This is a genomic window from Culturomica massiliensis (assembly GCF_900091655.1).
GTDB lineage: Bacteria > Bacteroidota > Bacteroidia > Bacteroidales > Marinifilaceae > Culturomica > Culturomica massiliensis.
On the sequence record NZ_LT594621.1, the window covers coordinates 3,952,226 to 3,964,761 of the forward strand.

The 12,536-nt window shown below is 44.5% G+C and carries 9 protein-coding genes and 2 pseudogenes; 2 read left to right on the plus strand and 9 right to left on the minus strand.

Features of this window, described 5'->3' with window-relative positions; all coding sequences use genetic code 11:
- Nucleotides 1-89 precede the first annotated feature (89 nt).
- From BN8908_RS17390 to BN8908_RS17420, 7 genes are all read right to left on the minus strand, one after another.
- Nucleotides 90-1,460 (minus strand): FAD-dependent oxidoreductase, encoded by a 1,371-nt coding sequence (locus BN8908_RS17390; RefSeq protein ID WP_068691888.1) that lies wholly within the window; start codon nt 1,458-1,460, stop codon nt 90-92.
- Between the two features lie 6 nt (nt 1,461-1,466).
- On the minus strand, nt 1,467-2,060 hold the full coding sequence (locus tag BN8908_RS17395; RefSeq protein ID WP_021986615.1) for a DUF417 family protein: 594 nt from the start codon (nt 2,058-2,060) through the stop codon (nt 1,467-1,469).
- An 85-nt stretch (nt 2,061-2,145) separates the two neighbouring features.
- Entirely contained in the window at nt 2,146-2,985 is an 840-nt protein-coding gene (locus BN8908_RS17400) for an AraC family transcriptional regulator (protein ID WP_068691889.1), read from the minus strand.
- A 27-nt stretch (nt 2,986-3,012) separates the two neighbouring features.
- Nucleotides 3,013-4,092 (minus strand): tRNA 2-thiouridine(34) synthase MnmA, encoded by a 1,080-nt coding sequence (mnmA, locus tag BN8908_RS17405; protein WP_068691890.1) that lies wholly within the window; start codon nt 4,090-4,092, stop codon nt 3,013-3,015.
- Entirely contained in the window at nt 4,089-4,850 is a 762-nt protein-coding gene (trmB, locus tag BN8908_RS17410; protein WP_068691891.1) for a tRNA (guanosine(46)-N7)-methyltransferase TrmB, read from the minus strand. The genes mnmA and trmB overlap by 4 nt, the downstream gene beginning before the upstream one ends.
- 21 nt (nt 4,851-4,871) lie before the next feature.
- Complete coding sequence (locus BN8908_RS17415; RefSeq protein WP_021986611.1) at nt 4,872-5,330, minus strand: gliding motility lipoprotein GldH; 459 nt, start codon at nt 5,328-5,330, stop codon at nt 4,872-4,874.
- A gap of 24 nt (nt 5,331-5,354) precedes the next feature.
- The gene (locus BN8908_RS17420; RefSeq protein ID WP_021986610.1) at nt 5,355-6,245 is read right to left on the minus strand and encodes a S66 peptidase family protein; all 891 of its coding nucleotides are present in this window, start codon (nt 6,243-6,245) and stop codon (nt 5,355-5,357) included.
- Nucleotides 6,246-6,572: 327 nt separating this feature from the next.
- On the opposite strand from BN8908_RS17420, the gene metG reads away from it, so the two are divergent.
- On the plus strand, nt 6,573-8,603 hold the full coding sequence (gene metG, locus BN8908_RS17425) for a methionine--tRNA ligase (RefSeq protein WP_068691892.1): 2,031 nt from the start codon (nt 6,573-6,575) through the stop codon (nt 8,601-8,603).
- Nucleotides 8,604-8,662: 59 nt separating this feature from the next.
- Here the strand turns inward: metG and BN8908_RS17430 are convergent, their stop codons facing one another.
- Nucleotides 8,663-11,230 carry a beta-mannosidase gene (locus tag BN8908_RS17430; RefSeq protein WP_068691893.1) on the minus strand — a complete coding sequence of 856 codons (2,568 nt, stop codon included), beginning with the start codon at nt 11,228-11,230 and terminating at the stop codon, nt 8,663-8,665.
- A gap of 395 nt (nt 11,231-11,625) precedes the next feature.
- On the opposite strand from BN8908_RS17430, the pseudogene BN8908_RS17435 reads away from it, so the two are divergent.
- A pseudogene (locus BN8908_RS17435) lies at nt 11,626-12,036 on the plus strand (MATE family efflux transporter); the annotation flags it as partial.
- On the opposite strand, the pseudogene BN8908_RS19015 reads toward BN8908_RS17435, so the two are convergent.
- Nucleotides 12,027-12,359, minus strand: a pseudogene (locus BN8908_RS19015) (HsdM family class I SAM-dependent methyltransferase); the annotation flags it as partial. The pseudogenes BN8908_RS17435 and BN8908_RS19015 sit on opposite strands and share 10 nt — an antisense overlap.
- Nucleotides 12,360-12,536: the final 177 nt, after the last annotated feature.

Below are 12,536 nucleotides of genomic sequence, written 5' to 3' on the forward strand. Positions count from 1 at the left end.
GGGCCTCAATAGTAAGCAGGAATGGCAGGCAACTGAAATCCGCAGATCTTTTTTGCAGGAGTATACGCTTGCCGGCCTGTGTGTTTATCTCAATGGAATAATTCGTTAAATGCTTCGCTCATACTCGGATGCGTAAAGATAAAATCCCGGAGAAAAGTATAATCTTTACCGGCTTTCATGGCTAAAGCCACGCTATTGATTATCTCGCTCGATTCCGGGCATAAAAGCGTACATCCGAGTATTTTTCCCGTCGGAGTATGGATGACCGCCTTTAGCAAGCCTTTGTTCTCATTAATGGTGAGCATCCGGGGGATAGCGGCTACGGCTAATTTTTTTACCGTTATATCGAGTCCCTGTTGCCGGGCTTCGGTTTCACTCATACCTATTCTGGAAAGAGGAGGATCGATAAAGACGGAATAGCTTACCGGATTCCGGTCGCTTTGTTTCCGGCTGTGATCTCCGAACAAATCTTCCCGGATGATGCGGTAGTCGTCCAGGGAAATATAAGTAAACTGTAAACCTCCTTTTACATCCCCTATGGCCCGGATTGCTGGATTCGTGGTTTTCAGATATTCATCGACGATGATGGCACCTCTTTCGTCCGTTCGGACACCTGCGGCTTCGAGGTTTAATCCGGTTGTATCGGGACGCCTGCCGGTAGCCAGAAGGACAGCTTCGGCTTTGAGCTGTTGCTCCCGGCCGGATTGGGCATTCCGATAGGTGATTTCTGCCGTTTCTCCGGTATTTTCTATGCTTTGAACATTGACATTCAATTCGAACCGGATGCCTTTGCTTTCCAGAATGTCTTTTACCGCTTCGGCAATGTCTCTGTCTTCCCGGGGAATCAGCTCGGAAGAACCTTCCAGAACCGTGACTTGTGATCCGAAGGAGGCGTATATGGAAGCGAATTCAAGCCCTATATAACCTCCGCCGACGATCGCCAACCGTCGGGGCAGCTCTGTCAATTCCATGATGGATGTGCTGTTGAATACCAGTGGATTGTTAAGGATCCCTTTTATGGGGGGAAGGACTGTCTCTGCGCCCGTATTGATGAATATTTTGCCGGCTTTCAGTTCGGTTGTTCCGTCCGGCATAGCGACTGATACCGTATCTGCATTAAGAAAGGAACCGATGCCGGTATAAACCGTGATATTTTTGTTGTCGGCTAAATTATGGTAATTTTTATCCCGGAGCAGAGTCGTGACTTCTTCCTTTTTTTCAATGGCTTTGCGGTAATATTCTTTTTTTTCCTCAAAGCTCATTTCAGGTTTGTATGTTTCGGTTTTAGCTTGGTGAACCAATGTTTTGGTCGGGATACAACCGATGTTGATACAAGTGCCTCCGTACATTTTTTCAGAGCGTTCGATTACGGCTACCTGCCAATTGTGCCGGGCCAGTTCGGCGGCGAGTGTTTTACCGCCTTTGCCGAAACCTATAATGATGGCATCATACTGTTTCATGGTCGTTTATTTTGAGTTTTGTTTTTTCAATATGCGTTGGGCGGAATCTGCAAGCAGCACAATGGCCCCTGCCAATATGGCTGTGTCTTTTATAACCAGTCGCCCTGCCCCGCTAAGTAAGGGAAAGCCGTGTTCCCCGCTTCCGAGGTCCGGGACCCAGACTTCCGGAGTCGTTACCAGAAAGGAAAGCGTACCGATTGTCATGATAATAGCTAAGGCGGCTCCGATAAGTCCGGCCTTCGGGGAGAACATACCTATAAATACCAGGATGCCGATGCTCATAATCAATACACCCAAACCATGTGAAAAGCCGTAGGTATTATTGTCTTTGTGCCATTGCTGTTTGGCGGCATTGAATTCGCCTTCTTTCATTTTGTATTCTTTATATTCCGGAGCGGTTTTATTGTAAAAGAAATTCATAAACGGACTGTTGGCTACGAAAGGTACGATGCCTTCTGCTTCGTAATTCCAGAACTTCAATCCCCCGATCCAGACAAATATGATCAGAATGGATATACGTATCAGATTGATTCCGAGTTTCTGGCTGGAGGCGGCCCATGAGAGAAAGCGGTGGACGAGTTTACTTACTTGTGTTACCATGTTATTCAGATTAAAGGTTAAACTTACGATACAAAGATGATCGTTTTCTCTTTCGGAATAAATGGCAATTTTACCGGATCATTTGTCAATTTTTCCCAACTTCCCGTTTCCGGTAGTCAGAGATGCTTTCGCCGGTTATATTTTTAAAGAAACGGCTGAATGTGGATAAGTCTTCAAATCCCAGAATATCGGCAATTTCCTTCGCATTTTTAGCGGTGTAAAGCAACAGTCGTTTGGCTTCGGCTTCGATTCGCTCGTGAATGATGCGCAGGGGAGAAGGAAGATTGTAGCTCGAGAAAAGATTCGACAGGGTTTTGGGAGAACGGTGCAGCAGGTCTGCATATTCCTGCACCATCTTTTTTTCTTTGAAATGCTGATCTACCAATACGTAATACTGACGGATGATGTCGAAGCTTTTTTCCTTATCGGTCGTGATGGCAAATTTTTCTCTTGCAATACGGGTACAGGCGATGATGAAACGTTTCAACAGGATACGGAGCATTTCTTCCTGTAAGTTATCCTTGATTTGGTATTCGTTGTCGAGTTTGTCCGTAATCTCATGCAAAAGGGCCGATTGGCGGTCCGATAGCTGCAACCGGATTATGCTGGAGGTTCCGTTGAACAGGAATCCGTTGCAGGAAACTTCCTGGTCGTGTCCGTAAATACAGTAAAAATTGCTGTTGAATAAAAGGGTAAGGTAGGTCCCGTTTATTTCTTTAAATTCGATGTGGTGCAGGGGAGTAAGCGAAATAAGCTCATCTTTGCCCAATGTGATATCGATATGGTCTATTTCAAGGGTGATCGTCCCGTTTTGTACCCAGATGAATTTGTATAATGTTTTGTCTTTCCGTAAAGCCTGATTGGCATGGAAATCAGAGGTCAGGGTAAGATTCCCTTTTAGCCGGGTATTGAAGTTATAGTCCATATAAAATTTTAAACTGTAAATCCGAAATCAATCGATAATACCTCCTCCGACAACATCCTGACCTTCGTAAAATACAGCACTTTGTCCCGGAGTAATGGAGTCTACGGTTTCCTGAAAGACGACCCGCAGCTTGTCCCCTTCATGGAACAGTGAAGCCTGCCTGCCTGCGTTGCGGTAGCGGATTTTGGCCGTAACGGTCAATCCTTCGGGAATCCGGGCATATTTCATAAGATTTATGTCGCTTACGTAACAGCTTTGTCCCTGTAATTCCTCTTTTGTTCCGAGAACGACTTTATTTTCTTCGGGGTGGATGGCAACGACGAACATGGGGTGTCCCAGTGCTATGCCCAGGCCTTTTCTTTGTCCGATGGTATAGTTGGGAAAACCTTTGTGACGGCCGAGTATATTCCCTTGGGTATCGACGAAATCCCCGGGACCGTATTTGCCCTGGAAATCATCAACCTGCTGGTTTAGGAAAACCCGGTAGTCGTTGTCGGGGATGAAGCAAATTTCCTGGCTTTCGCTTTTCTTCGATAATTTCTCATACCCGTGTTTCAATGCGATCGCCCGGACTTCCGGTTTGGTGAGTTCCCCAAGGGGAAATAGGGTCCGGGCCAGGTTTTCCTGACTCAATTTCCAGAGGAAATACGTCTGGTCTTTGGCTTCATCCACTCCTTTTTGCAGAAAATAGCGTTCGTTCTGCCGGCCGATACGGGCATAATGTCCGGTAGCGATTGCGTTGCAACCGAATTCATCTGCTGTTTCAAGCAGTTTGCCCCATTTTATCGTCGAGTTGCATATCACACAGGGATTGGGTGTACGGCCGTGCAGGTATTCGTCGATAAAGTTGTGTATGACCGTTTCCTTGAATTCCTGACGAATATCGAGTATGTGATGTTCGAATCCCAGATCGTCGGCCATTCTTTGGGCTTCAAAAAGGGAATCGACACTGCAACATCCTTTTTCTTTTTCCATACATCCCCGCGAAATCGTATCGAAGGTACGATAGGTAACACCTACCAGCTCATATCCTTGTTCTTGCAGCAACATGGCGGCAACTGTACTGTCGATGCCTCCGCTCATGGCCATTAGTACCCGTTTTTTCATAGCATTCGTTTTTTAGGGGTCGGCCCCATATAACGGGCTTCACTGTGATAATCGTCTTTTTCAATAGCAATTTCCGGTTCTGTCAGGGTATCGCTCCCTTCGAGAGAAAAACGGATGTATTTGATCTTTTTGCCCCGGGAAAGCCATTGTTGTTCGTAAAATGTCTTGATGCCCAGTATTTTATCGTCCAGGTCACCTCCGTATAAATCATCCGTGACAACGGAGGCCGGTAAGTGATTGTGTTTTATCAATTCTGCCGTATAGGTATATAAAAAAGGACTGTCGGTTTTGAGGTGGAGAATCCCGTTTGCTTTCAGTATTTTTTTATACAAGGAAAGGAAACGGGTGCCTGTCAGTCTTTTGCGGGCTTTCGACATTTGGGGGTCCGGAAACGTGATCCAGATTTCGGCTATTTCTCCCGGAGCGAATAAGGATTCCATAAATTCAGCATAAGCTCTTATGAAAACGGCGTTGTGAATATTTTTTTCCAGCGCACCTTTAGCACCGTGCCACATGCGTGCTCCTTTTATATCCATCCCGATAAAATTTTTATCGGGGAAAAGCTCGCCCAGCCCGACGGTATATTCCCCTTTGCCACAACCGATCTCCAAAACAATCGGGTGGTCGTTCCGGAAAACTTTTTCATTCCATTTTCCTTTTAAATCGTAATCGGTGCGGAAAATTTCACGGTGAGCCGGTTGGAATACATTCTCTAATGTTTCCATTTCCGCAAATTTTGCCAGTTTGTTTTTTGCCATAGAATGTGCCTTACCGGGTGATCAGTGATTGGTTTCTTTTGTGCGGATAACCAGGCCTACGTTTTTGATGCCGTTTAAAGATCTGGTTCGCATGCCCTGAATAATGTCGAAGGTGTATTTACCGGCGTTTAGCATATGTATATGGGACGGAGTTTCCAAGGTTTTTATGGAATTCCCTTTTCCCAGCCATCTGCCGTCCGGTTCTGCTATTTTTATATTTAAGGTATCCCGGAGAATGGTTTGTGCCGAATCTTTTATTTGTATAAAACACCATAAATTAGCCATTTCATAATCTGTCGTATGACGTATGCCGACATTAAAATCGTATTCTCCGGACCGGGGGATGTCAACCTGGAAACGGACGGTGTCGTTGATAAGCCAGGACTCTTTCTCGATTGTTTTGTAGTTTTCAAAAATTGCCGGCTGTTGACAAGCGGCTAAAATACATAAAACAAGAACCGTCCAAATATATTTTTTCATTTTTGTAATCTGATCCTGTATAAATTAAAGAAATGTAATTTCACTTCCCGCATTATCGACACTCATTTCGATTGTCGATCCGAGAATCAAAGGGTAATTGTCCGGAATATGTCCGGCCGGAAAACCGAAACAAAGCGGATAATCATATTCCTCTACAGCTTCCCGGATAATTTCTTCTGCGGTTTTTCCGAAGTTTTCTCCTTTCATGTCCGAGAAACCTCCGACAATGAGCCCTTGCAGTTCTTCCAGGCGTCCTGTCAGCTTAAAACTTTGCATCATCCGGTCGATTGCATATAAATTTTCTCCGACATCCTCGATAAACAGGATTGCCCCCCGCGTCGGGTATTCGATGACCGAAGAACGGATGCAATGAAGTAAGCTTAAATTTCCTCCTGTCAGATCCGCTTGTACGATCCCTTCCCGGTTGAAGGGATGGGGAGGAAGCAAATAGGGAGATACCTCTCCGAATAAGAAATTTTTCAGGTGGGACAACGCTTCTGCCGTTGTGTCCCGATAACTTTTCGGCATAGGGGCATGCATGCTTTCAATGCCTAACGATGTCAATTTGGTATGCAGGACGGTAATATCGCTGAAACCGATCAGCCATTTGGGATTACCTTGAAAAATAGAGTAATCGGCTTTTTCTACGATACGCAGACAACCGTACCCTCCCCGGGTACAAAGAATCGCACGTATTTCTTCGTCATCCAGCGCCCATTGTAAATCCGTGAGCCGTTCGTTGTCCGTGCCTGCAAAATAACCGCATTGACAGGTTGCATGTGAGCCGATAACAGGCTCTAATCCCCAGGAACGTAATATGTGCCCGGCATATTCGATGTCATGCGAATCGATAATGCCTGCCGGAGAAATGAGAGCAACTTTGTCCCCGCTTTGTAAATAGGATGGACGTAGCATATACTTTTGTATCTAAAGTTAAAGACCGACTTGCGGTCGATGAAGAAACCTAAAATAATAAACGTGTTAATTTTAGATTTACGATTTACGATTTTAGATTGTAGATTGACTGGCAATCCAATTCGTTATCAGATTCATTTCAATCTAAAATCGTAAATCTACAATCTACAATCTAAAATCTACATCAGTTCTTTAAAGGGTTTCATCGTCCTGGTTTAAGGGTACGATAAAAACATTGAATAAGTCAATCGACTTAATCATGCGAAAATACGATTTTTTTGTAAATTTGCGGCTTAATTGAGCGCTAAAACATTAAAAAGAATATATATGAGCCATTTCAAGAGAAATCTGATCACAACGGCATTACCGTATGCCAACGGGCCTGTACACATCGGCCATCTGGCCGGAGTATATGTACCTGCCGATATTTATGTAAGGTATTTGAGGGCTAAGGGGGAAGAAGTGGTATTTATCGGTGGCTCCGATGAGCACGGGGTACCTATTACGATTAAAGCTCAGAAAGAAGGTGTCACTCCGCAAGATATTGTAGACCGGTATCATGAATTGATAAAAAAATCGTTTCAGGAGTTCGGTATCTCTTTTGATATTTATTCGCGTACCAGTTCGAAAACCCACCATGAATTGTCTTCGGCTTTTTTTAAAAAACTGTATGATGAAGGTAAGTTTATTGAAAAAACGTCTATGCAATTCTACGATGAGAAAGCGGGACAGTTTCTGGCAGACCGTTACATTATCGGTAAATGTCCGCATTGCGGCAATGAACGGGCTTACGGAGATCAGTGTGAAGCCTGTGGTACGAGCTTAAATGCAACCGATTTGATCAATCCCGTTTCGGCTATAACCGGTAATACTCCCCAATTGAAGGAAACGAAACATTGGTATTTGCCACTGGATCGTTATGAAGATTGGTTGAAGAAGTGGATTTTAGAAGAGCACAAGGAATGGAAAAGTAATGTTTACGGACAATGTAAGTCCTGGTTAGACAATGGCCTGCAACCTCGGGCGGTTACCCGGGATTTGGATTGGGGCGTACCGGTGCCGGTTGAAGGGGCTGAAGGCAAGGTTTTGTATGTGTGGTTTGACGCGCCGATCGGTTATATTTCTGCGACGAAGGACCTGACACCGGATTGGGAGAAATACTGGAAAGATAAGGAAACCCGGATGATTCATTTTATCGGTAAGGACAATATCGTATTTCATTGTATTATTTTCCCGGCAATGTTAAAGGCTGAAGGGTCTTATATTTTGCCCGACAATGTGCCCGCAAACGAGTTTTTAAATCTGGAAGGGGATAAGATTTCGACTTCCCGGAACTGGGCGGTCTGGTTGCACGAATATTTGCGCGATTTTGAAGGGAAACAGGATGTGTTGCGTTATGTATTGACAGCTAACGCTCCGGAGACAAAGGACAACGATTTTACCTGGAAGGATTTTCAAACCCGCAATAACAGTGAGCTGGTAGCTATTTACGGTAACTTTATCAACCGGGCACTGGTGTTGACACATAAATATTTCGGAGGTATTGTTCCTGAAAGAGGGGAATTGACGGCATACGATGAGGAAGTACTGGCAGAAATACCCCGGATAGTAGAAAGGGTGGAGAAGAATCTGGATAACTTCCATTTCCGCGAAGCTTTGAAGGAATGTATGGGGTTGGCCCGTCTGGGAAATAAATATCTGGCCGATACGGAACCCTGGAAGCTGATAAAAGTGGACGAAGGACGGGTAAAGACGATTTTGAATATCTGTTTGCAGATTGCGGCGGATTTGACTGCATTGACCGAACCTTTTATGCCGTTCAGTGCGCTGCGGCTGAGGACATTCCTGAATATGGAACCGTTGTCCTGGGATAAGATGGGAGACAATGTATTGGCTGCCGGACACCGGATCAATGAAGCCGGTTTGTTGTTCGATAAGATCGAGGACGAAGAGATTCAGCGGCAAGTCGACCGTTTACTGGCTACGAAAAAAGCGAATGAGTTGGCGAATGTAACGGCTGCTCCGGCAAAACCGGATATTACTTTTGAGGATTTTCAGAAAATGGATATCCGGGTCGGTAAAATCGTTGCGGCGGAGAAAGTGGCGAAAACCAAAAAATTGATGAAGCTGACGGTTGATACCGGTATCGATACCCGTACCGTGGTTTCGGGTATTGCCGAATATTATACCCCGGAGGAAGTCATCGGACGGCAGGTAAGTATACTGGTGAATCTGGAGCCGAAAGCATTGAAAGGTATCGAGTCGCAGGGAATGATACTGATGGCGGAGGATGCCGGCGGAGCTCTTTCTTTTGTGACCCCGGATAAAGAAATAAAACCGGGATCGGAAATCCGGTAAAGCTTTGTGGCAATGCAATAAGCCCCGCAGTATTTTTGCTGCGGGGCTTATTATTACGCTTACTGTATAAATCTTGTTTTTATCTCCGGATCGGTAATATCGGTAAATAATTCGATCGTATATGTCCTGTCCGGTAACAGATCGATGTAATTGTCCGAGAAACGGACGGTGTTCCCGGGGGAATAGAACATAACATCACAGGCCAGTTTATCGGTTGTTACCGTCAGAAATTTTCTCCCGTTTTTTTCGTTGTAACGGGTGGTGATCCGGGGATGAGCCGGCAGGTCCAGGTTTTTGGGTTCTGTAAAATAAACATGGTGTTCATCCAGGATTTTATTGCCGTTGCGAAGGGTGACGACGGCTAATGTTTTTTCCCGGGGATGATTTTTTAGCAAACGGTCTGAACCGATATGATCTATCAGCACCGAACGATTGCCTTCCGCTGAAAAGTCAGCCTGAATCCGGTTTAATACGTTTCCTTCAAAATCCTGTAATTCTACGATGCAATTCCCTTTGACTTTTTTGAGGCGGTCGTTGACCACCCATAGCTCCAATTGACTTCCGTTTTTCCGGGGAACGACAATAACGGGCTTGCAGGCTTCACGTACGGCATAGTGTGCGGCTTTCCAGTTGTGGTAATAATCGGTTGTCGACCAACTGGCTACCGGCCAACAGTCGTTGAGTTGCCACAGTAATGACCCCATGCAGTAAGGCATTGCCCGGCGATGGGTTCGCATGGCTATATCCATGGCTTTGGCTTGCAACACCTGACTCATGTACAGAAACTGTTCGAAATTTTCCGGTACGCGGTAATACCAGCTCATGTATTCTTTGATGCGCAGGTTACCGATGCCGCTGCGCTGATGTGAAGCCATGACATCGGATTCGATATTGTAATCTTCCGGTACGGTGTATTTTTTTACCGTTTCAAATTCCGGGAAAGACTGGAATCCGTATTCGCTGACGAAACGCCCTACGTTGTCGGCGAAGGCTTCCAGACGGTGTTTACCGTGCCATACCCCCCAGTAGTGGTTGTCTCCGCTGGTTCCGGGCAGAAGCTCGAAATCCGATTCTCCCGGACCGGACATGGGAGAGGAGGGCCAATAAGCCATGTCGTCGGTGTACTTTTCGACGGCTTCCGGTAGTATCCGGTGGAAAATATCTTTATAAGCCTGAAATATTCTTTCCTGTTCTTCGGTCGAATATTTTTGTTTCCATCCCCAGCCTCCGGGGCTGTTGTGCCGCCAGGCGACACCGATTTCATTGTTTCCGCACCAGAGGGCTATACAAGGGTGATTCCGGAGACGGATGAGGTTGTCGGCCGCTTCTTGCCGGACATTTTCTAAAAATTCGGGGTTGCCCGGATACATAGCACAGGCAAACATAAAATCCTGCCAGATCATAATCCCGTTCCGGTCGCACAATTCGTAAAAATAATCGTCCTCATAGATTCCTCCTCCCCAAATCCGAAGCATGTTCATGTTGGCTTCTGTTGCGTCTGCAATAACTTTTTCGTAATCGGAACGGCTGACTCGCGGAAGGAAAGCGTCATTGGGTATATAATTGGCTCCTTTGGCAAATACCGGTACGCCGTTTAGTTCGAAATAGAACGTTTCGCCTGCCTTGTCTTTTTTACGGACGAGCCGAAGAGTGCGTAATCCTGTGGTTACTTGCTTGTTGTCAAGAGTCTGTGCTCCCGTTTTGACACATATATCGAAGGTATATAAATGAGGTTTGCCGAGTCCGTTACACCACCACAGTTTAGGGTGTTTGATTTTAATCGGTAGACCGATCCGGTTTTTTCCGCTTTTCAGCGGGACGGATTGTTGCGATACGATCCGGTTACCGTGCCGGATTTCGATGTCGGCGGTTTGCGGATGTGCGGCGGTTAATGTAATTTCAGCATTCAGCTGGGCCAGCTTGCTGTCTACTTTCAACGGATGGATATAGGTGTCTTCAATCCTGACTTCGTTCCAGGCCTCGAGTACAACCGGTCGCCAAATGCCGCTGGTCACCAGGCGAGGTCCCCAGTCCCAACCGTAATTGTACGGAGCCTTTCGGGTGAAGACACTGACTTTCTTGTTTTCCATCCCGCCCAATACGCTTTGATCGTTATCAGCCGGTAAAGCCAGCCCGTATTTTTCCATTTCTTTTAGCCCCTGCCCGGTTGGAGAAAGAAAAACGATGTTCAGTTCATTACGGCCTTTTTTCAGCATATCCGAGACATCATAGCTCCAGGTGCGGAACATATTGTCACAATGTCCCAGTTTGTGTCCGTTTAAGAAAATATCTGCGTAGGTGTCTAACCCGTAAAATGTCAGGCGTTTTTGCTTTTTGACATAGGTGGAATCGTCTATTTCGAAGTTTGTTTTATACTCCCAGGCAACTTTATCAATCCATTGAAGTTCCCTTTCGTTTGTCCGGTAATAGGGATCTTCGATTTTCCCGTTTGCCAGCAAATCCGTATGCACACAACCGGGGACATTGGCCTGTAGCCATTCTTTTGTGTCGTATTGCCGGAAGTACCAGTTGTTGTCCAGCTCCAAACGCCGGTGGTTTTGTGCATTTGTGAAAACAGGGAACCCCAGCAGGCCGATCAATGTGAGATAGATGAACCGTTTAGTCATGCGATATCTTTTTATGGATTATGGACAAATTTAATCATTTTTTTTGATGATTTCCGTTTGACCGTTTTTTCGGTGATTTCAGAGCCGTTTTTTTACCTGCTCTTTATTGTGTTTAGGGTAACAAGAAATTTGATTGTAATCTATTGAGCAATAGATTTTTGAAGAAGAAGAGAAAAACAATGGGTAACGATATAGAAATGAGCGAAACTCTTTAGTTTTCTGTGTTTTTCCATTGCCTCAAATAACTCTAATACAAATGTAGGCATTATAAATTAACTATGCAATACTTAGACAACTATCATTATAAGCAATGAAAAACAACACTAAAATACAAAGTCGAATTTATACAATCTATTGATTTTCACACAAGCTATCTTTGTCTTCAAAAAACAAAAATGCAAATATCCTATAAACACATTTGTAAGATTACCCTTCCTGTTTTGGTCAGTCTATTAGTGGAATATCTAATAGGTTTTACTGATACTGCTTATTTAGGAAGAGTTGGAGAAACGGAATTGGCTGCTTCTGCTTTAGCAGGAACATATTATATGATAATCTATATGATAGGTTTTGGTTTTAGTATCGGAGCGCAAGTATTAATTGCCCGTTATAATGGAAGTGGGCAATATTTCCGAACGGGTGAGGTATTTACACAAGGAACTATCTTCTTATTATTGGTCGCAACTCTGCTGTTTATATTGTCTTATCTGTATTCTCCTATCGTATTAAGGTTTTTGATAGATTCCGAGCAAGTCTATCAGGCAACAATAAGTTATTTGAACTGGCGTATTTATGGATTCTTTTTTGGAGTATGATGAACATTAGTTCTATAATCATAGAACCAAACATCTTTTGTCATGTGTTTTTCAGGCTTTTTCGCAGTATTAAAGAATAATACATTGGCTTTTACTCCTTGCGCGTAAAAAATGCCTGCTGGTAATCGAAGGACTGTATGTAAATTCAAATTGTCCGGCATTTTTTTCCGTATCAATTCTCCAGCTCCCCCTTCAAACAATACATTATCTGGCAGTACTACGGCTGCTCTTCCATTTTCAGGATTAAGCATTGTGACGATGTGTTGTAAAAAGGCCAATTGCTTATTACTCGTTGTTACCCAAAAATCTTTGCGCAAATATTTTCCCTTATAATCAGAAAGATCAGCAGGAGTAACCCACGTTATATCACCTTCCCAAAACAAAGGCTCTTTTGTAGATGGTGTGCCTCCACTAACGACAATACCAAGTTCTCCCAATGTTGTCCACGACCATCCTTCAGGTAGTTTACTATTTTGTTTCGTATTGTCCGT